Source organism: Streptomyces sp. NPDC017056 (assembly GCF_044332485.1).
GTDB lineage: Bacteria > Actinomycetota > Actinomycetes > Streptomycetales > Streptomycetaceae > Streptomyces.
The window spans coordinates 1-20,743 of sequence record NZ_JBIRPD010000032.1; the positions used below are offsets into that span (position 1 = coordinate 1).

At 69.3% G+C, this 20,743-nt stretch carries 13 protein-coding genes; 3 read left to right on the top strand and 10 right to left on the bottom strand.

Annotated features, from left to right (window positions below; translation table 11 throughout):
* Positions 1–288: 288 nt before the first annotated feature.
* Positions 289–1,509: an acetyl-CoA C-acyltransferase gene (locus tag ACH4OW_RS37095; RefSeq protein ID WP_360141095.1), complete on the top strand. Its 1,221-nt coding sequence runs from the start codon at positions 289–291 to the stop codon at positions 1,507–1,509.
* Positions 1,506–3,632, top strand: a complete 2,127-nt coding sequence (locus ACH4OW_RS37100) for a 3-hydroxyacyl-CoA dehydrogenase NAD-binding domain-containing protein (protein WP_398032963.1) — start codon at positions 1,506–1,508, stop codon at positions 3,630–3,632. Before ACH4OW_RS37095 ends, ACH4OW_RS37100 begins: the two co-directional genes overlap by 4 nt.
* A 42-nt stretch (positions 3,633–3,674) precedes the next feature.
* Here ACH4OW_RS37100 and ACH4OW_RS37105 read toward each other — a convergent pair whose 3' ends face one another.
* From ACH4OW_RS37105 to ngcE, 10 genes are all read right to left on the bottom strand, one after another.
* Positions 3,675–4,151, bottom strand: coding sequence for an NUDIX domain-containing protein (locus tag ACH4OW_RS37105; RefSeq protein WP_398033057.1), 477 nt, complete (start codon positions 4,149–4,151; stop codon positions 3,675–3,677).
* Positions 4,148–5,656 carry an amino acid permease gene (locus ACH4OW_RS37110; protein WP_398033059.1) on the bottom strand — a complete coding sequence of 503 codons (1,509 nt, stop codon included), beginning with the start codon at positions 5,654–5,656 and terminating at the stop codon, positions 4,148–4,150. Before ACH4OW_RS37110 ends, ACH4OW_RS37105 begins: the two co-directional genes overlap by 4 nt.
* 413 nt (positions 5,657–6,069) lie before the next feature.
* Positions 6,070–8,010 (bottom strand): 1-deoxy-D-xylulose-5-phosphate synthase, encoded by a 1,941-nt coding sequence (gene dxs / locus ACH4OW_RS37115; RefSeq protein WP_360141101.1) that lies wholly within the window; start codon positions 8,008–8,010, stop codon positions 6,070–6,072.
* 487 nt (positions 8,011–8,497) lie between these two features.
* Entirely contained in the window at positions 8,498–9,781 is a 1,284-nt protein-coding gene (locus tag ACH4OW_RS37120; protein ID WP_398032966.1) for a sugar ABC transporter permease, read from the bottom strand.
* Positions 9,778–10,566, bottom strand: coding sequence for an ATP-binding cassette domain-containing protein (locus ACH4OW_RS37125; RefSeq protein WP_360141107.1), 789 nt, complete (start codon positions 10,564–10,566; stop codon positions 9,778–9,780). The genes ACH4OW_RS37120 and ACH4OW_RS37125 overlap by 4 nt, the downstream gene beginning before the upstream one ends.
* A gap of 86 nt (positions 10,567–10,652) precedes the next feature.
* A complete protein-coding gene (locus ACH4OW_RS37130) occupies positions 10,653–11,762 on the bottom strand; it encodes a substrate-binding domain-containing protein (protein ID WP_360130881.1) in 1,110 nt (369 codons plus the stop codon).
* 149 nt (positions 11,763–11,911) lie between these two features.
* Positions 11,912–13,189, bottom strand: a complete 1,278-nt coding sequence (locus ACH4OW_RS37135) for an ROK family protein (RefSeq protein WP_398032970.1) — start codon at positions 13,187–13,189, stop codon at positions 11,912–11,914.
* Positions 13,190–13,447: 258 nt separating this feature from the next.
* Positions 13,448–14,350, bottom strand: coding sequence for a carbohydrate ABC transporter permease (locus ACH4OW_RS37140; RefSeq protein WP_398033061.1), 903 nt, complete (start codon positions 14,348–14,350; stop codon positions 13,448–13,450).
* Positions 14,347–15,270: a sugar ABC transporter permease gene (locus tag ACH4OW_RS37145; RefSeq protein WP_360130890.1), complete on the bottom strand. Its 924-nt coding sequence runs from the start codon at positions 15,268–15,270 to the stop codon at positions 14,347–14,349. Before ACH4OW_RS37145 ends, ACH4OW_RS37140 begins: the two co-directional genes overlap by 4 nt.
* A 69-nt stretch (positions 15,271–15,339) precedes the next feature.
* Positions 15,340–16,782 (bottom strand): N-acetylglucosamine/diacetylchitobiose ABC transporter substrate-binding protein, encoded by a 1,443-nt coding sequence (ngcE, locus tag ACH4OW_RS37150; protein ID WP_360130893.1) that lies wholly within the window; start codon positions 16,780–16,782, stop codon positions 15,340–15,342.
* Positions 16,783–17,201: 419 nt separating this feature from the next.
* On the opposite strand from ngcE, the gene ACH4OW_RS37155 reads away from it, so the two are divergent.
* Positions 17,202–20,627, top strand: coding sequence for a GH92 family glycosyl hydrolase (locus ACH4OW_RS37155; RefSeq protein WP_398032973.1), 3,426 nt, complete (start codon positions 17,202–17,204; stop codon positions 20,625–20,627).
* Positions 20,628–20,743 lie beyond the last annotated feature (116 nt).

The window sequence follows — 20,743 nt, forward strand, 5'->3', positions numbered from 1 at the left end:
AGCCGACACGTCGCAACACCAGGTTCAGCGTTCAAGACAAGGCTTCCGCGACTGCGGTGAGGAGAGACCCCTGCGGGGCCCCGGCCCCCCACCCACCCAGCCGTAGGCGCAAACGCGCGAAGCGCGACCAGGCAAGTGAGGCAACCGCGCACCAGCGCGACATGTGACGTTCGCCGCTCCCCCCACAAGGACTGTGCAGCCTGGTTACCCGCAAGTAGCATGAGGGGCGTGACGCGCCCCATGGGCGCGCCCGCAGCAGTGCCACCCCGCACCTGGAGGAGAGCCAACGTGCCTCGTACCGCTAGGGACGTCGTCTTCGTCGACGGCGTCCGCACCCCGTTCGGCAAGGCGGGCCCGAAGGGCATCTACCACGAGACTCGCGCCGACGACCTCGTCGTCAAGTGCATCCGGGAGCTGCTGCGCCGCAACCCGGACCTCGACCCGGCCCGTATCGACGAGGTCGCCCTCGCCGCGACGACGCAGATCGGCGACCAGGGTCTGACCCTGGGCCGTACCGCCGGCATCCTCGCGGGGCTCCCGCAGTCCGTGCCGGGCTTTTCCGTGGACCGGATGTGCGCCGGCGCCATGACCGCCGTGACGAGCATCGCCGGCGGCGTCTCCTTCGGTGCGTACGACATCGCCGTCGCGGGCGGCGTGGAGCACATGGGGCGTCACCCCATGGGCGAGGGCGTGGACCCGAACCCCCGGTTCGTCAGCGAGAAGCTGGTCGACCAGTCGGCCCTTTTCATGGGCATGACGGCGGAGAACCTCCACGACCGCCTCCCCCACCTCACCAAGCAGCGCGCCGACGAGTACGCGGTGCGCAGCCAGGAGAAGGCCGCCAAGGCGTACGCCGACGGCAAGATCCAGGCCGACCTGGTGCCGATCTCGGTGCGCCGCACCAACGCGGAGGCCGGCGAGACCGGCTGGGGTCTGGCGACCGCCGACGAGCCGATGCGCCCGGGCACCACCCTCGAAAACCTCGCGGGCCTCAAGACGCCCTTCCGCCCGCACGGCCGCGTCACGGCCGGCAACGCGGCGGGCCTGAACGACGGTGCCACCGCCTCGCTGATCGCCGCCGAGGACGTGGCCCGCGAGCTGGGCCTGCCGGTCAAGATGCGCCTGGTGGACTTCGCCTTCGCGGGCGTCGAGCCCGAGGTCATGGGCATCGGTCCGGTTCCGGCGACGGAGAAGGCGCTGGCGAAGGCCGGGCTGTCCATCGACGACATCGGCCTGTTCGAGATCAACGAGGCGTTCGCCGTCCAGGTGCTGTCGCTGCTGGACCACTACGGCATCGCGGACGACGACCCGCGGGTCAACCAGTACGGCGGCGCGATCGCCTTCGGTCACCCGCTCGCGTCCTCCGGTGTGCGGCTGATGACGCAGCTGGCGCGGCAGTTCGAGGAGCAGCCGCACGTCCGTTACGGCATCACCACCATGTGCGTCGGCTTCGGCATGGGCGGCACGGTCATCTGGGAGAACCCGCACTTCGAGGGAGCAGGCAAGTGAGCACCACTACCGAACTGCTGAAGGGCGCGGCCGAGCTGTTCCCGGACGAGGTCGTCACGCAGGCGCACGTGCGGCACCTGGAGCTGCCGGGCGCCGGTACCTTCGCGCTGATCACGCTGGACAACGGCCTGGACCACACCAAGCCGACCACCTTCGGCCCGCAGTCGCTGGCGAACCTGAACGCCGCGATCGACCAGGTCGAGGCGGAGGCCAAGGACGGGAAGATCACCGGCGTCGGCATCACCGGCAAGCCGTTCATCTTCGCGGTCGGCGCCGACCTCAAGGGCGTCGAGCTGCTCAAGCGGCACGAGGACGCGCTGGCCATCGGCAAGGGCGGCCACGATGTCTTCAAGCGGCTGTCGGGCCTGGCCGTGCCGACATTCGCGTACTACAACGGCGCCGCGATGGGCGGCGGTGTCGAGGTCGGTCTGCACTGCACGTACCGCACCGTCTCCAAGGCGCTGCCCGCCTTCTCGCTGCCCGAGGTCTTCCTCGGCCTGGTGCCGGGCTGGGGCGGCTGTGTGCTGCTGCCGAACCTGATCGGCGCCGACCGCGCGGTCTCGGTGATCATCGAGAACTCGCTGAACCAGAACAAGCAGCTCAAGGGCCAGCAGGTCTTCGACCTCGGCATCGCCGACGCGATCTTCGAGGGTGCGGACTTCCTGGAGCAGTCGCTGCTGTGGACCGCTTCGGTCCTCAAGGGCGACACCGAGGTCGTACGGGCCGACGTCGACCGCGGCGAGGCGTGGGACCAGGCCGTGCAGCGCGGCAAGGCGATCGCGGACGGCAAGGTGCACGGCGCCGCCCCGGCCGCGTACCGCGCGCTGGACATCATCGCGGCCGCCAAGAACGGCGACCTGCGCCAGGGCTTCGACGCCGAGGACCAGGCCCTCGCGGACCTGATCATGGGCGGCGAGCTGCGCAGCGGCATCTACTCGTTCAACCTGGTGCAGAAGCGCGCCAAGCGTCCCGCCGGCGCGCCGGACAAGTCGCTCGCGCGCCCGGTGACCAAGGTGGGCGTGGTCGGCGCGGGCCTGATGGCCTCGCAGCTGGCGCTGCTGTTCGCGCGCCGTCTGGAGGTGCCGGTCGTGCTGACCGACATCGACCAGGCCCGTATCGACAAGGGCGTGGAGTACGTCCACGGCGAGATCGACAAGCTGCTTCTGAAGGGCCGCGTCAACCAGGACAAGGCCAACCGCCTCAAGGGCCTGGTCAGCGGCCACCTCGACAAGGCCGCCGCCTTCGGCGACGCGGACTTCGTCATCGAGGCCGTCTTCGAGGAGATGGGCGTCAAGCAGCAGGTGTTCGCCGAGGTCGAGGCGGTCGTGCCGGAGCACGCCATCCTCGCCACGAACACCTCGTCCCTCTCGGTCACCGAGATGGCGTCCAAGCTCAAGCACCCCGAGCGGGTCGTGGGCTTCCACTTCTTCAACCCGGTCGCGATCCTGCCGCTGCTGGAGATCGTGCGCGCGGAGAAGACCGACGACGCGTCGCTGGCCACCGCCTTCTCCGTCGCCAAGTCGCTGAAGAAGACGGCGGTGCTGGTCAAGGACGCCCCGGCGTTCGTGGTCAACCGCATCCTGACGCGCTTCATGGGCGAGATCCAGAACGTCATCGACGAGGGCACCCCCGTCGAGACCGCCGAGAAGGCCGTCGAGCCGCTCGGTCTGCCGATGTCGCCGCTGGTGCTGCTGGAGCTGGTCGGCCCGGCGATCGGCCTGCACGTCTCCGAGACGCTGCACGGCGCCTTCCCGGAGCGCTTCACCGTCTCGCCGAACCTGGCCGCCGTGGTCAAGGCCGGCAAGCGCGGCTTCTACGTGTACGACTCCGGCAAGCCGGAGCTGGACCCGGAGGTCAAGGCGCTCCTCAAGCAGGGCGACTCGGTGCTGACCGAGGAGCAGGTCCGCGACCGCGTCCTGGACGCCGTCGCGCAGGAGATCGGCCTGATGCTGGACGAGGGTGTCGTCGCCGAGGCGCAGGACATCGACCTGTGCCTGATCACCGGCGCGGGCTGGCCCTTCCACCTGGGCGGCATCACGCCGTACCTGGATCGTGAGGGTGTCTCGGAGCGCGTCAACGGCAAGAAGTTCCTGGCTCCGGGCGTCGCGAGCGTGCCCGCTTAAGGCAGGACGACCGTTTCGCCGACTGCCCTGGTACCGCTGTTCTCAGTGGTGCCAGGGCAGTCGCACGGGCGCGGCCGGCGTCCGGCCGTCGCGCAGGCCCGCGAGCAGCGGCGGCAGCCCGTACGGGAAGACGGTCTCCGCGGTGGCCGCCAGTTCGTCCGCCGTCCACCAGCGGTGCTCCGCCGTCGCGGCGCGTTCGTGTGGCTCGAAGCCACTGGTGTCGACCGTGTGCCGGACGACGCGGTGCAGGAAGAACACGTCCTCGAACACGCCGCTCGCCCAGGTCAGCTCCGCGTACCCGGAGGTATGGGCGACCAGTTGCCCCAGCGCGCCGGGGGTCACCCGAAGTCCCGTCTCCTCCGCCAGTTCCCGCGCCGCCGCGGCGGGCAGTGACTCCCCGGCAGAGTAGGCCGTTGCCGGGGCAGGCGACAGCGAATTCCGGCGCGGCGGCGCACGGTGGCGGCCCCGTACGCCGTCGGGGAGGCGCGTACGGGGCCGCGGCGTTCCCGGCCGGGTCAGGGACCCTGGCCGGGGTCTGCGGGCCCGGAGGGGGCCGTCTCCCGGTTTCCGGGCCGGTTCATGCGGCTGTGCGAGCGCCCGTAGGCGAAGTACACGACGAAGCCGATGAGCATCCAGACGCCGAAGCGCAGCCAGGTCTCCGCGGGCAGGTTGAGCATCAGCCACAGCGAGGCCAGCACCGACAGCGCCGGGACGAAGGGGACCAGCGGCGTACGGAAGGCGCGGGGCAGGTCGGGGCGGGAGCGGCGCAGGATGACCACGCCGAGGGCGACCACGACGAACGCGAACAGGGTGCCGATGTTGACCAGCTCGGCGAGTTCGTCGATCGAGGTGAAGCCGGCGACGACCGCGACCACGGCGCCGAGGGCGACGGTCGACCGGTACGGGGTGCCGAAGCGCGGGTGGACCTGTGAGAACACCTTCGGCAGCAGGCCGTCGCGGCTCATCGCGAAGAAGACCCGGCTCTGGCCGAGCAGCAGGATCATGCAGACCGACGTCAGGCCGACGGCGGCGCCGAAGCTGATCAGCCCCGCCCAGAAGGGGTGCCCGACGGACTTGAACGCGTCGGCGAGCGGGGCGTCCGTGGACAGTTCGCTGTACTTCTGCATGCCGGTGACGACGACCGAGACGGCGACGTACAGCACCGTGCAGATGGCCAGCGAGCCGAGGATGCCGCGCGGCACGTCGCGCTGCGGCAGGCGGGTCTCCTCCGCCGCGGTGGCGACGATGTCGAAGCCGATGAAGGCGAAGAAGACCACGGCGGCGGCCGCGAAGATGCCCATCACGCCGAAGGTGGCCGGAGTGAAGCCGAAGATCAGTTGGGACAGGGGGGCGGCGAGGCCGTCGCTGCCGCCGGTGGCCCGGCTCGGCGGGATGAAGGGCTCGTAGTTGGCGCCGGTGATGAAGAAGGCGCCCGCGATGATGACGAGGAGCACCACGGTGACCTTGATACCGACGATCACCGAGGTCACGCGGGACGACAGTTTCATGCCGACGACGAGGATCACGGTCAGGACCAGCACGAGGACGCAGGCGAGCAGGTCGAAGCCGAAGGCGCCGTCGTGCGTGCCGGACAGCCCTTGCGGCAGGTGGACCCCGGCGGTGTCCAGCAGCGAGCGGACGTAGCCGGACCAGCCGACGGCGACCACCGCGCAGCCCAGCGCGAGTTCCAGTACGAGGTCCCAGCCGATGATCCAGGCGGGCAGCTCGCCCAGGGAGGCGTACGAGAAGGTGTACGCCGAGCCGGCCACCGGCACGGTCGAGGCGAACTCCGCGTAGCAGAGCGCGGCCAGCGCGCAGACCAGGCCCGCGGCGACGAAGGCGAGGGCGACGGCGGGGCCCGCCGTCTCCTTGGCGATCTTGCCGGTGAGGACGAAGATGCCGGTGCCGATGACGACGCCGACACCGAAGACGGTCAGGTCGAGGGCGGAGAGGGACTTCTTGAGCGCGTGCTCCGGTTCCTCGGTGTCCCGGATCGACTGCTCGACGGTCTTGGTCCGGAACATGCCGTTCCCGCGGCCCCGGCCGCTCCACGCGCCGCCCGGCCTGCCCGGCCCGTGCTCCGCGCCCCGCTGTGTACTGCTCATGGGCCAACCTCCGCCTGGACGACCGTCGCGACTCGTGAACTGACCGAGTCTGCGCAATGGTCGGGACGAGTACGGTGCGGCGGGCCTGCACGCGGCGGGGATTCACCCGATGGTACGGACGGGTGGATATGCCGAAGGGCCGGTGGTTGCACCCGTTCGGGTGGCCCACCAGCCCATCGTATGACCGTTCAGCGGTGTTTGTGCGGTTCCTGCACGTCGGATTTATGCGGCCTTGGGCGGTCTTTACGCGTCCGTTGAACGACCTGCGCGTACGCGGCGGGCCGGCACGGTCACGCCGTACCGGCCCCTCCGGCTTCCGCCCCGCCTTCCGGTCAGTCCCGCGCGGCCTCGGCCCGCGCGGCGTCGACGGACCGGTCCGCGTCCTCGTACCGGCCGTCGATCTTGGAGACCAGACCGGTCACCTGCCGGGCGATGTCCGGGGCCGTCAGCCCGATCTCGGCCAGGATCTCCTTGCGGGAGGCGTGGTCGAGGAAGCGCTCCGGAATGCCGAAGTCACGCAGCGGAACGTCCACATTCGCGTCGCGCAGCGCCTGCGCGACCGCGGAGCCGACACCGCCCGAACGGCTGTTGTCCTCGACGGTGACCACGACGCGGTGCGCGTCGGCGAGCCCCGGCAGCGCCGCGTCGACGGGCTTGACCCAGCGCGGGTCCACGACCGTCGTCGAGATGCCCTGCTTGTCGAGCAGGTCGGCGATCTCCAGGCACATCGGGGCCAGCGCGCCCACCGACACCAGCAGCACGTCGGGCCGCTCGACACCCTCGGCGGGCTCGCGCAGCACGTCCATGCCGCCGACCCGGCCGACGGCCTCGACCGCCGGGCCGACCGCGCCCTTCGAGTAGCGCACGACGGTCGGCGCGTCGTCGACCTCGACGGCCTCGCGCAGCTGGGCGCGGACCTGGTCGGCGTCGCGCGGGGCCGCGATCCGCAGGCCCGGCACGACCTGGAGGATCGACATGTCCCACATGCCGTTGTGCGAAGCGCCGTCGGTGCCGGTGACACCCGCCCGGTCCAGGACGAAGGTGACGCCGCACTTGTGCAGCGCGACGTCCATCAGCACCTGGTCGAAGGCGCGGTTGAGGAACGTGGCGTACACGGCGAAGACCGGGTGCAGGCCGCCGGTGGCCAGGCCGGCGGCGGAGACGGCGCCGTGCTGCTCGGCGATGCCGACGTCGTACACCCGGTCGGGGAACGCCTTGGCGAACTTGTCCAGGCCGACCGGCTGCAGCATCGCGGCCGTGATCGCGACGACGTCTTCACGCTCGTGGCCCAGCTTGACCATCTCGTCGCCGAAGACGGAGGTCCAGTCGGCGCCGGAGGAGGCGATCGGCAGGCCCGTGTCGGGGTGGATCTTGCCGACGGCGTGGAAGCGGTCCGCCTCGTCCTGGAGGGCGGGCTGGTAGCCGCGGCCCTTCTCGGTGAGGCAGTGGACGATGACCGGGCCGCCGAAGCGCTTCGCGCGCTGCAGCGCGGACTCCAGGGCCACGATGTCGTGCCCGTCGATCGGCCCGACGTACTTGAGCCCCAGGTCCTCGAACATGCCCTGCGGCGCGATGAAGTCCTTCAACCCCTTCTTCGCGCCGTGCAGCGTCTCGTACAGCGGCCTGCCGACGACCGGGGTGCGCTCCAGCAGGTCCTTGCCGCGCGCCAGGAAGCGCTCGTAGCCGTCCGTCGTGCGCAGGGTGGCCAGGTGGTTCGCCAGCCCGCCGATGGTCGGCGCGTACGAGCGCTCGTTGTCGTTGACAACGATGACGAGGGGGCGGTCCTTGGCGGCCGCGATGTTGTTCAGCGCCTCCCAGGCCATGCCGCCGGTCAGCGCGCCGTCCCCGATGACGGCGACGACGTGCTGGTTCCTGCGCAGCACCTCGTTGGCCTTGGCCAGGCCGTCCGCCCAGCCCAGGACCGTGGAGGCGTGGCTGTTCTCGATCACGTCGTGCTCGGACTCGGCCTGCGAGGGGTAGCCGGACAGGCCGCCCTTCATCTTCAGCTTCGAGAAGTCCTGCCGCCCGGTGAGCAGCTTGTGGACGTAGGACTGGTGTCCCGTGTCCCACAGCACCTTGTCCTTCGGCGATTCGAAGACCCGGTGCAGGGCGATGGTCAGCTCGACCACACCGAGGTTGGGGCCGAGGTGCCCACCGGTCTTGGAGACGGCGTCGACGAGGAACGTACGGATCTCCCCCGCCAGCTGCTCCAGCTGCTCCGGGCCCAGTCGGTCCAGATCGCGCGGTCCCTTGATACGGGTCAGCAGCGCCACCCGTGCCTCCTTGCTGTCGAGCTGGTTCGAGCGATGTGTACAGATTCGCTAGGTTGTAGCTGGCTCTGGCTGGTCGAGCTTGCCGATCTGCCGAGTCTAATGTTCCGCCTGCGGCGGCGGAGAACGGGCCTTGCGATGTATGTCACGCGGATGGCCGTCCCCGCCGCGCCTCCGGCACGCACCCGGCCCCCCGCCCTCACAAACGACGAGCGCCACAACCACATGGTTGCGGCGCTCATGGTGATCTTTTCCTCCCCCACCCCCACTCGCGCGGGGCTGCCAATCCGGCCGGAGGGGACGTGCAGGGGGGTGTCCCCGCAGCCGACAGCTCGCTACACCAGGTTCAGCTTTCCAGACATGGCGTCCGCGAGTGCGGTGAGGAGACACCCCCCTGCGCGGCCCCGACCCAACCACAACCAGCGCAACCCCGCGCGAAGCGCAAAGCCCGCGCGCAGCGCAAACAGCGGAAAACCGCGCGCGTAGCGCGCTACGCGCGCCCCGCCGTCTTCTGCGTGCGCCGCGACACGGAGTCGATGACGACCGCCGCCAGCAGCACAGCTCCCGTGATCATGAACTGGACCGCCGAGGCGATGCCCAGGAGGGCCATGCCGGAGGCGATGGACTGGATGACGAGGACGCCCAGGAGCGCGGACCACGTCTTGCCGCGCCCGCCGAACAGGCTCGTGCCGCCGATGACGGCCGCGGCGATCGCGTTCATGAGGAGGCTGCCGGCGCCGGAGGACTGGTTGGCGGCGTTGATCTGGGAGGCCAGGAACATGCCGCCGACGGCGGCCATCGTGCCGGCGAGGGAGAAGACGGAGATGCGGATGAACGGGACGTTGATGCCCGCGCGCCGCGCCGCCTCGACGCTGCCGCCCAGGGCGAAGACCTGGCGGCCGTACGAGGTGCGCCGCAGCACGAAGTCGAGGGCGACGACCACGCCGAGGAAGATGACCACCGCGAGCGGCAGGCCCTTGTACTGGTTGAGCAGCCAGGCGACCAGGTAGGCGGGGACGGCCAGCACGGCCGTGCGCAGGAGTACCTCGCTCAGCGGCCGGCTGGGCACGCCGGCGGCCTCGCGGCGGCGCGAGTCGAGCAGGGAGAGGCTGAGGAAGGCGAGGACGGCGACGGTGGCGAGCCCGTACGCGGCGGCGATGTCGCTGAAGTAGTAGTTGGTCAGCTGGGCGACGAGCCCGCTGTCGTCGAGGTTGATGGTGCCGTTCGACCCGAGGATCTGCAGCATCAGGCCGTTCCAGCCGAGCAGTCCGGCGAGGGTGACGACGAAGGCGGGGACGCCGATGCGGGCGAAGAAGAAGCCGTGCAGGGCGCCGGTCACGGTGCCGGTGAGGACGGCGAGGAGCAGGGCGAGCCATTCCGGCAGGCCGTTGTTGATGTTGAGGACGGCGAAGACCGCGGCGGCCAGGCCGCTGACCGAGCCGACGGACAGGTCGATCTCGCCGAGGATGAGGACGAAGACGATGCCGACGGCGATCAGGCCGGTGCCGGCGGCCGTCACGAAGAGGTTCGAGAGGTTCTCGGCGCCGAGGAAGGCCGCGTCCTGGAGCTGGAAGACGATGCCGATGACGACGAGGCCGACGACGACGGGCAGGGAGCCCAGTTCGCCGCTGCGCAGCTTGCGGCGGAATTCGTCGAGGTAGCCCTTGAAGCCCTGCTGGCGTACGAGCAGGCGCGGGTCGACGGCGGTGACGGCGCCCGCTGCGGGGGCCGAGCCGGCCGGGTCGTCGCCGGTCTTGGAGAGGTTGGTGGTCACGTCCGGTCCTCCGCGGTGCGGGCCTTGCGCCGGGTCACGGCGTTGTCCGTGGCTCCGGTGATGGCGGAGATGATCTCTTCCTGGCTGGTGGTGCGGACGTCGAAGGTGCCGTTGTTGCGGCCCAGGCGCAGGACCGCGACCCGGTCGGCGACGGCTTTGACGTCGGCCATGTTGTGGCTGATGAGGATGGTGCCGAGGCCGCGTTCCCGCAGTCGTTCGACGAGGTCGAGGACCTGGGCGGTCTGTTCGACGCCGAGGGCCGCGGTGGGCTCGTCGAGGATGACGACCTTGGGGTCGCCGAGCAGCGAGCGGGCGATGGCGACGGTCTGCCGCTGGCCTCCGGAGAGCGAGGCGATGGGGATGCGGACGCTCGGGATGCGGATGGAGAGCGTGGCGAGCAGTTCGCGGGAGCGGCGTTCCATCTCGACCTCGTCCAGCACCGAGGCGCGGGCGATCTCGCGGCCGAGGAAGAGGTTGCCGACGACGTCGAGGTTGTCGCACAGCGCGAGGTCCTGGTAGACGGTCGCGATGCCCAGTTCCTGGGCGGTGTGCGGCCGGTCGACGGTGACGGGCCGGCCCTCCCACTCGATGACGCCGGCGTCGGCGGGCCCGACGCCGGCGATCGCCTTGACGAGGGTGGACTTGCCGGCGCCGTTGTCGCCGACCAGGGCGACGACCTCGCCGGGGTGGATCTCCAGTTCGACGTCGGTGAGTGCTTGCACGGCACCGAACCGCTTGGAGATTCCGCGCAACGCCAGCACGGGCGTAGCGGACACGTGAATCATCTCCTTCGCCGCCTGACCGGCGGGGGATGTGCCGTCCGGCGCCCCGGCCCGCGGGCGGGGCGGGGCGCCGGACGGGCGGGAAGGGCTTACTTCAGACCGGCCTGGTCGCAGGCGGACTGGAACTTGGCGGTGCAGATCTCGGCCTTGGTGAAGAAGCCCTCTTGGCCGACATACTTCGAAATATCGGCCTTGGTCAGCGCGAACGGCGTGACGATGACGGACGGCACCTTCTTCTCGGTGGCGCTGTCGACGGTGGTCTTGGCGACCGAGTCCAGCTTCTTGCCCTGGGCGAGGGCGACGGCCATCGAAGCGGCGGCGTCGGCCTCCGGCTTGTAGGGCTTGTAGACGCTCATGAACTGCTCGCCGATGAGGATGCGCTGCACGGCGGAGAGTTCGGCGTCCTGCCCGGTGACCGGCGGGAGCTTGGTGAAGCCGGCGCTCTTGAGGGCGGTGATGATGCCGCCGGCCATGCCGTCGTTGGCGGAGTAGACGCCGATGATCTTGTCTTTGCCGAGCGAGGAGATGGCGCCCTTCATGTTCTCGTTGGCGTTCTCCGGCTTCCACTCCTTGGTGTCGTACTCCTTGCCGATCTTGACTTTGCCGTCGAGTACGGAGTGCGCGCCGTCCTTGTACATCTTGGCGTTCGGGTCGGTGATCGACCCGTTCATCATGACGATCTCGCCCTTGTCGACGTTGTCGCCGAGCGCCTGCAGCAACGATTCGCCCTGGATCTTGCCGACGCGCTCGTTGTCGACGGAGGTGTACGCCTTGATCGGGCCCTCGGCCAGCCGGTCGTAGGCGACGACGGGGATGCCCTTGTCGTTGGCCTTCTTGACCGAGGAGGCTATGGACTTGGCGTCCACCGCGTCCAGGATCAGGGCGTCGACCTTCTTGGTGATCATCGTGTCGACCTGCTGCTGCTGGACGGAGGGGTCCTGCTTGGCGTTGTCGTAGAGGATCTCGGTGTCCTTGCCCGCCAGCTCGCGGATCTTCTTCTCGATCAGCGGCTTGTCGAACCGCTCGTACCGCGCGGTCTGGTTCTCGGGCAGCAGGAGGCCGATGGTCAGCGGCCCCTTCCCGTCCTTCTTGGCGCCCCCGTCACCGCCGGCTTCCTTCGCGGAGCCGCAGGCGGCGAGGCCCGCGGCCATGGAGACGGCGGCAGCGGCCACGGCAGCACGACGCAGATGCGTGTTCACGGTGAAACCTCCCTGACGAGGCCGCGTCGTTGCGGCCGAGGTGGCTGGAAGTCAACTCGGCCGCTCGCAGACCGTCAAGGAGTAAATACTTAACGAGATGACAACGGTGCCATGCGTTAGCTGTGTGAACTCAGCGTGCGGCACGTACGTCAGGCAATGGCCGAGGTGCCGGTGCCGTCACCGAGACGGGGACCGGCGCCCGCCGGCGCCGCCGGAGCCTTCCGTCCGCCCGACTGCACGGTCCCCTCCGCGGGCAGCGCGCCGTCCAGCAGCGTCGAATCGCCCATCTCGCTCAGTACGAGCGCCAGCGCCCCCAGCACCTCGGCCCGGCCGCCGAGCGTCCCCGGCACGACGCCCAACTGCCGTGCGGCGCTGGGGATCGCGTACCGCGACACCGACTCCCTGATCGGCCCCAGCACCAGTTCCCCGGCCTCCGCGAGGTCGCCGCCGAGCACCACCCGGCTCGGGTTGAGCAGGTTGCACAGGTTGGCCACGCCGCTGCCGATGTGCCGCCCCACGTCCCCGATCACCCGGCGGCAGCCGGGGTCGCCGTCCCGGGCCAGCCGGACCACCTCCGCCATGGTCAGGTCGGGCCCGTGGCTGGGCTGGAGCAGCGGGAGCACGTACCGGGCGGCGGTGAAAGTCTCCAGGCAGCCGCGGTTGCCGCAGCGGCAGACCGGCCCGGACTCGTCGAGCGTGATGTGCCCGATCTCGCCCGCCGTGCCCCCGGGGCCGCGGTAGATCCGGCCGCTGATGACCAGGCCGGCGCCGACGCCGCTGGCGACCTTGATGTACGCGAGGTCGGCGGCCCCGCGGCCGCTGCCCCACACCAGCTCCCCCAGCGCGCCGAGGTTGGCGTCGTTGTCGACGTACACGCACACGCCGAGCCGGTCGGCCAGCTCCTCGCTCGGGTTGGTGCCGCTCCAGCCCGGGAGGATGGCGGTCGAGCCGAGCGTGCCGGACTCGACGTCGATGGGGCCCGGGACGCCGAGGCCGACGCCGATGACCTTGCCCGGACCGACGCCGGTCGCCGCGATCAACCGGTTGACCAGGCGCTCGGCCCGGTCGAAGCCGTCCGCGGCGGAGGCGTCCACGTCGATCGGCTCGGTTTCCTCAGCGAGCACCTGGTGGGCGAGGTTGCCGACCGCGACCCGCAGGTGCGAGTGGCCGAAGTCGACGCCCACGACGATGCCGGCGTCCCCGGAGAGCGAGACGCTGCGGGCCCGGCGGCCGCCGGCCGAGGTGGGGGTGACCTCGACGGTCCCGGCGTCCTTCAGTTCCCGCACGATGTTGGAGACCGTGGCCGCCGACAGGCCCGTGGTCCGGGCGATCTCCGCCTGGGTGAGCGAGCCCGCCATGCGCACCGCGCGTACGACCCGCTCCAGGTTGGCCCGGTGCAGCGAGGACTGCGAACCCGGAGTCTCCATCGACTCATCCACTCCCGCCTGTAGTGCCCGGCGCGACGACCGGCCACCGGCCGGGCCTCACCGATGGGACCCGGCGTGTCTCCAACATGTGAATCTAAGCTGACGTGCCCGGGTCCTGTTCCGTCAAGTCCTCGACCGGGTACACGGCGCCTGTGGCCAAAACCAGGCCGTCCGCCGGGCGCACCGGAAGCGGCCCCCGCGGATGGGCGGGGGCCGCTCGGCCGTTCGGCGTACGCCGTGCCGGTGACCGGCCGTCGGCTACTTCAAGGCGCCCGCCGTCAGGCCCGCCACCACCTGCCGCTGGAAGACGATGTACGCGGCGAGCACCGGCAGCATCGCGATCGTCAGGCCCGCGAACAGGCCGGACCAGTCGCCCTTGTACCCCTGGCTGACCGCCAGCGCGACCAGCCCCTGGGTCAGCATCTTCTTGTCCGGGTCGCCGACGTTCAGCACCGTCGGCAGCAGGTACTGGTTCCACTGCCCGAGGAAGTTGAAGATGCCGACGCTGATCAGCCCCGGCTTCGCCATCGGCAGCATGACCTGGAAGAACGTGCGCGTGTGTGACGCGCCGTCAATGAGCGCGGCCTCCGCCACCGACGTCGGCAGCGTTTTGAAGAAGCCGCTGAGGAAGAAGACGGTGAACGGCAGGGAGTAGCCGATGTAGACCAGGATCAGGCCGTGGTAGGTGTCCAGCAGGGCCATGTTCTTCATGACGAAGAACAGCGGGACCAGCGCCAGGATGATCGGGAATCCCATTCCGCCCACGAACAGGAAGTAGATGAAGCGGTTGCCCGGGAAGTCGAACCGGGCCAGTACGTACGCCGCCATCGAACCCAGCAGCATCGTGCCGATCAGCGAGCCGCCCACGACGATCAGCGAGTTGAAGAAGTACTGGCCCATGTTGGCCTTGTCCCAGGCGCGCGACCAGTTGTCGAAGTGCAGCGCCGACGGCAGGCCCCAGGGCGAGCCGAAGATCTCCCCGTCGTCCTTGAAGGAGCTGACCACCGCCCACAGCAGCGGCATGGTCACCAGCAGGCCCCAGATGACCAGCACCCCGTGCGAGAAGACGTTCAGGGCCCTTCCCTCGCCGCCCTCGCCGCGCTTGCGGGCCCCGCCGCCCCGGCCCGCCGTGACCGGGGTCTTGGTCTGCACGCTCATCAGAACTCCAGTCGTTCGCGCCGGCCCAGCCGCATGACGACGGCCGAGAAGATCAGGGTCACTATCAGCAGGGAAACGCCGATCGCGGTGGCGTATCCGGCCTGACCGTCGCGGAAGGTCTTCTGATAGACGTACAGCGGCAGGACCTCGGTGGAATAGTCGGGGCCGCCTGGCCCGACGCTCATGATCTGCACGAACGCGAAGGCCGCCACGTCCAGGGCCAGAATTCCCATGTAGATCCAGCCGGTCTGCACGGTGTCCCAGAGCAGCGGCAGGGTGATTCTGAAGAACGTGTTGATCCGGTTCGCCCCGTCCAGCAGCGCGGCCTCGTAGTAGTCCTTCGGTATCGAACTCATGCCGGCCGAGAAGAGGACGACATAGAAGCCGACGTTGGCCCAGATCATCGCGCCCATGATGCACCAGAGCGCGAGCTGCGGGTCCCCCAGCCAGTCGGGCTGCACGTTGTCCAGCCCGATCGCCTGGAAGAACGCGTTGAGCGCGCCGCTCTCCGGGTTGTACGCGAACTGGAAGAGCAGGGCGACGATCGGGATCGACAGCACCTGCGGGAAGAAGTAGAGAATCTTGTACGTGCCCGAGCCGCGCACGCCGCCGATGACCGCCTTCTTCCTGCGGCGGCCACCGACGTTGAGCATGAAGGCGAAGAACAGTCCGAGCGAGAGCGTCACCACCGGCAGCAGCAGCAACAGCGTCACACTGTTTCCCACCGCGGCCCAGAAAACGCTGTCCTTGAAGAGGCGCGTGTAGTTGTCGAACCCGACCATCTTCATGTCCGAGCTCAGGCCGGTCCAGTCCGTGAAGGAGTAGTAGATCGCCTGCACGAACGGCGATATCACGAAGATCGCGTATATCGCCAGCGGAACGACCAGGAACCCCGCGATGAAGCGGTATTTACCGTGCTGCATGACTACCGATCCCGTTCTTTCCCCGCGGCGTGCGCAACCGCCACCGCTGGTGACGCGTCCGACGCACGGTCAGCGCTTGTACTTCTTGACGCTGCTGTCCTCACGCGTCTCGTCCGCGTACTTCTGGATCTTGGTGATCGCTTCGTCGGGAGTCATGCGGCCCGCCATCATCTCGCCCAGCGCGCCGACGCCGATCTTCTCTTTCTGCAGCGCCACGTACCAGTCCTGCAGGCGCGGGTTGACGATGTTCTTGCCGGCCTTTTCGAGCGCCTGCTGCGCCGAATTCAGGCCCGGGGGCAGGGTCAGGCCCTCGGTGCCGCCGTTGAGCGAGGTCAGCGAGGAGACCTGCTTGATGAAGTTCTGCGAGGACTTCTTGCCGAGCATGATGCGCAGCATTTCCATGCCGCCGGGGGCGTTCTTGGCCTGCTTCGGCACGATGTACGGTTCGCCGCCGGAGGCCCAGATGGTGCCGAACGGCATCTTGTCCGAGCCGGAGAGGCTGGACGGGGCGCCGACCGAGAGCTGGAAATCGGGGTTCTTCTCGATCTGCTTGGCCGACTCGTTCTCCACCCACGAGCCGTTCGGGATGAAGAGGGCCTTGCCCTCGGCCCACGCCTTCTGCGACTGGAGGTGGTCGAGTCCGGGCGAGCCCTTGAGGACGTACCCCTTTTTGTAGAGCTCGTAGTACGCCTCGAAGGCCGCCTTGACCGCCGGGTCCTTCCAGGCGTTCGGCTCCAGGTTGTCGATCTTGCGCAGCACCTCTTCGCCGCCGATCTTGGCTATGAAGGGGTACAGGCTGAACGGCAGGTAGTACGGGTACTTGCCGGGGTAGGTCCACCCGGCGACGCCCTTCTTCTTCGCCTTCTCGCACACGGCGAGCATCTCTTCCCAGGTCTCCGGGTATTCGGCGTCGGCGATCTTCTTCAGGTTGGTCTTGGAATACCAGACCCCGTAGACCGTGTACGCGTAGTACATGATCCAGGTTTCCTTGCCGCCGAACTGGCCCATTTCCACGACGCCGGGACGCAGGGTGTCGCGCACCTTCTTGTCCGGGTCGTCGATCGACGGGGCGTCGAGCAGCGGGGTGAGGTCGGAGAGCTGGTTCTTGCTGACGAGCGTGCCGAAGTCCATCTGTTCGGCGCCGGAGTTGTCGACGAGGTCCGGCGGATTGCCGCCGTTGAAGCGCGGCTGCAGCGTGGACTGGATCTTCTGGGTGGAGGAGATCTTGACCTTGTCCTTGGTCTTCGGGAAGGCGGCGACGTATTCGGCCCGGGCGTCCTTGGCGTACTTGTCACCGAATCCGCCGTCGAAGATGACGACGTCGAGGGCCGCGGTCTCATTGACCGCCAGCGGGTTCTTGGCGGATTTCTTTCCCTTTTCGACCTTCTCGCCGCCGCCACCGCCGCTGCCGGCGCACGCCGACAGCGCGCTCATGGCCGGTACGGTGACGATCCCCAGGGCCGCGGCCCGCTTGATCAGGTCACGGCGGCTGAAATCTGAGGTGGATCCCATGCGCAAGTCCTCGCCTTCTTCAGGACTCAGGCGGTGTACCGGAGCCACCCCGGCACCGCGGGTCAGATGAAGCTGAGTTGTACGGGATGTGCACCGGGCACGCTAGAGATGTGCGGGGCCGATTTCACGTGCTGCTCCGCAGGTCCCCCCGGGTCCGCGACGTCGTTCGCACAGTCGCTCGGACGCCGACAGGTATAGTCCACTTCACGTCAACTCGGCAAGATCGTAAGCAAGTTCGGGCCGCCATCTTTCCCGAGTTGAGACCTCGCCGGTATGCGTCGCCGGGGCCGCAGACTTCTGGCCGCCGTTCGCAGGGTCACCCTTGACAACAAAGGCCCCACGCACCTTACTTATCTCTGCATTACGCACCTGACAACGATGTCAGCACTGTGGGAATGTCGCCTTCTTGAGAGGTACGCGTGCGGCTCAGACACCGGCACGGATTTCTGCCCGGCACGGCCCGCCCCGTCGCGCTGGCGGCCGCGGCCCTGCTCGTCCTGACGGCGCAGGCCCCCGCCGTCGCCTCCCCGCCACGGGAATCACCCGCCTCACCGGAGTTCAGCTCCTCCTTCGAGAGCGGCGATCCGCCGCCCGCCTGGAACGACACCGTCGAGACCGGCACCGACGGCACCGCCAAAACCTCCGGCGTCGGCCCGGAGAGCGGCCCCGGCACCGGCATGAGCAGCCGTACCGACTCCGGGCCCACCTCGTCCCCCACCGCCAAGACGAACGCCGGGTTCAGCGGGCTGCGGGCGCTGCGGTACGCGGGCACCCACACCGCCGCCGGCCGCGGCTACTCGTACAACAAGGTCTTCGACGTCAACACGCGCGTCACGCGCGCCACGTCGCTGTCGTACAAGGTCTTCCCCGAGATGGCGGCGACCGACCTGTCCTACCCCGCGACCCACGTAGCGCTCGACCTGGCCTTCACCGACGGCACCTACCTCAGCGAGCTGGGCGCCACCGACCAGAACGGCGCCTTGCTGACCCCGCAGGGCCAGGCCGCCGCCAAGACGCTCTACGTCAACCAGTGGAACCACCGCCAGTCGCGGATCGGCGCCGTCGCGGCGGGCAAGACCGTCGACCGCATCCTGGTGGCGTACGACTCCCCCGCCGCGCCGAAGACCACCCCGGCCTTCCGCGGCTGGGTGGACGACGTCCGCATCGGCCCCGAGGCCCCGGACAAGGCGCCCGCCCACCTCTCCGACCACGTGTCGACCACCCGCGGCACCCTCTCCAGCGGCAGCTTCTCCCGCGGCAACACCTTCCCGGCCACCGCCGTGCCGAACGGCTTCAACTTCTGGACGCCGGTGACCAACGCGGGCTCCACCGACTGGCTGTACGAGTACGCGCGCAAGAACAACGCCGACAACCTGCCCACCCTCCAGGCGTTCGCCGCCAGCCACGAACCGAGCCCCTGGATGGGCGACCGGCAGACCTTCCAGGTCATGCCGTCCACCGCCGCCGGCACGCCGGACGCCGCCCGTACCGCCCGCGCGCTGCCCTTCCACCACGCCAACGAGACCGCCAGGCCGCACCACTACGGCGTCACCTTCGACAACGGCCTCAGGGCTGACATCGCACCGGCGGACCACGCGGCGCTGATGCGCTTCACCTTCCCCGGCGACGACGCGAACCTGATCTTCGACAACGTCAACAACAACGGCGGACTCACGCTCGACACCGAGCGGGGCGTCGTCACCGGGTTCTCGGACGTCAGGAGCAACTCGTCGGTCGGCGCGACCCGGTTGTTCGTCTACGGCGTGCTGGACGCGCCCGTGACGGCGGGCGGCAGGCTGAGCGGCGGCGGTGGCCCGGACGTGACGGGCTATCTGAAGCTGCGCCCTGGCGCCGGCCGTACGGTCACGCTGCGCATCGCCACCTCCCTGATCGGCGTCGACCAGGCGCGGGCCAACCTGGAACGCGAGATTCCGGCGGGCGTCCCGTTCGAACGGGTCAGGGACCGCGCACGGGCGCAGTGGGACGGCATCCTCGGCCGCGTCGAGGTGGAGGGCGCGAGCCGGGACCGCCTCGTCACCCTCTACTCCAACCTCTACCGGCTCTACCTCTACCCCAACTCCGGCTTCGAGCAGGTCGGCGGGCGCAGCCGGTACGCGAGCCCCTTCTCGCCGCGGACCGGCCCCGACACCCCGACGCACACCGGTGCGAAGATCGTCGACGGCGCGGCCTACGTCAACAACGGCTTCTGGGACACCTACCGCACCACCTGGCCCGCCTATTCCCTGCTCACACCGGCGCGGGCGGGGAAGATGGCCGACGGTTTCGTCCAGCAGTACAAGGACGGCGGCTGGATCTCCCGCTGGTCCTCCCCCGGTTACGCGGACCTGATGACCGGCACCAGTTCGGACGTGGCGTTCGCCGACGCCTACGCGAAAGGCGTGCGTTTCGATGCCGCGGCGGCCTATGAAGCGGCGGTGAAGAACGCCACCGTCGTACCGCCCAGCCCCGGTGTCGGCCGCAAGGGCATGAACACCTCGCCGTTCCTCGGTTACACGTCCACGAGCACCAAGGAAGGCATGTCCTGGGCGCTGGAGGGATATCTGAACGACTACGGCATCGCCCGGATGGGACAGGCGCTGTACGAGAAGACGAAGAAGACCCGCTACAAAGAGGAATCCGCGTACTTCCTCAACCGTGCCCGCAATTACGTCAAGCACTTCGACGCAAAGGTCGGGTTCTTCCAGGGCAAGGACGCGGCCGGAAACTGGCGGCTGCCGCCCGACCGGTTCGACCCGCGCGTCTGGGGCCACGACTACACCGAGACCAACGCCTGGTCCTTCGCCTTCACCGCGCCCCAGGACACCCGCGGCCTGGCCAACCTCTACGGCGGCCGGGCGGGCCTGGCGAGGAAACTGGACGCCTACTTCGCCACCCCGGAGACCGCCGCCAGGGAATTCGCCGGCTCGTACGGCAACGTCATCCACGAGATGACCGAGGCCCGGGACACCCGGATGGGCATGTACGGGCACAGCAACCAGCCGGCGCACCACATCGCCTACGCCTACGACGCCGCCGGGCAGCCGTGGAAGACGCAGGAGAAGGTCCGCGAAGTGCTCTCGCGCCTCTATCTCGGCAGCGAGATCGGCCAGGGTTACCCGGGTGACGAGGACAACGGCGAGATGTCCGCGTGGTACGTCTTCAGCGCCCTCGGTTTCTATCCGCTGGTGATGGGGTCGCCCGAATACGCGGTCGGCTCGCCGCTGTTCACGAAGGCCACCGTCCATTTGGAGAACGGCCGCGATCTCGTCGTCAGCGCGCCGCGCAACAGCGCGCGCAATGTGTACGTGCAGGGGCTGCGGGTCAACGGGAAGGCGTGGCATTCCACCGCGCTGCCGCACGCGCTGCTCGCCCGTGGCGGCACCCTCGAATTCGCGATGGGCCCGCGGCCGTCCTCCTGGGGTACCGGCGAGAACGCGGCGCCGTCGTCCGTCACGCGGGACGACCGGGTGCCCGCGCCCGACGGCGACCTGGCCGTACCGGACGGCGGTCCGCTGCTAGACGACACGTCGGACACCTCGGCGTCCTTCACCTCGGCCCCGGTCGCGCTCGAGTCGGCGGCGCGGGTGACCTCGTACACCCTCACCTCGTCGGCGAAGGGCGAGGCCCCGGCCGGCTGGGTCCTGGAGGGGCTCGGGAGCGACGGCACCTGGCGCGCGCTGGACCGGAGGGAGGGCGAGTCCTTCTCCTGGGACCGGCAAACTCGGGTATTCCAGGTGAAATCCCCCGGCACCTACGCCCGTTACCGGCTGACCCCCGCACACCGGGCCACGCTGGCGGAGGTCGAGCTGATCGGTCCGGTGCGTCGGGCCTCCGGCGCCGACTGATCGGACCGTACGTAAACCAGTTGACATGTGAAGACCTTGTGCAAAGATCCAGAGGATCCCGCAACGCGCCTCATGTAGGCGCGTTGCGTCTCATCACATGGCAAATGGAGAATTAC

Excerpts from the sequence above, each read along its gene's own strand:
- ACH4OW_RS37110 (WP_398033059.1), bottom strand. The coding sequence starts at position 5,656 with ATGTTCCGGACCAAGACCGTCGAGCAGTCGATCCGGGACACCGAGGAA.
- ACH4OW_RS37125 (WP_360141107.1), bottom strand. The coding sequence starts at position 10,566 with ATGATTCACGTGTCCGCTACGCCCGTGCTGGCGTTGCGCGGAATCTCC.
- ACH4OW_RS37135 (WP_398032970.1), bottom strand. The coding sequence starts at position 13,189 with ATGGAGACTCCGGGTTCGCAGTCCTCGCTGCACCGGGCCAACCTGGAG.
- ACH4OW_RS37145 (WP_360130890.1), bottom strand. The coding sequence starts at position 15,270 with ATGCAGCACGGTAAATACCGCTTCATCGCGGGGTTCCTGGTCGTTCCG.
- ngcE (WP_360130893.1), bottom strand. The coding sequence starts at position 16,782 with ATGGGATCCACCTCAGATTTCAGCCGCCGTGACCTGATCAAGCGGGCC.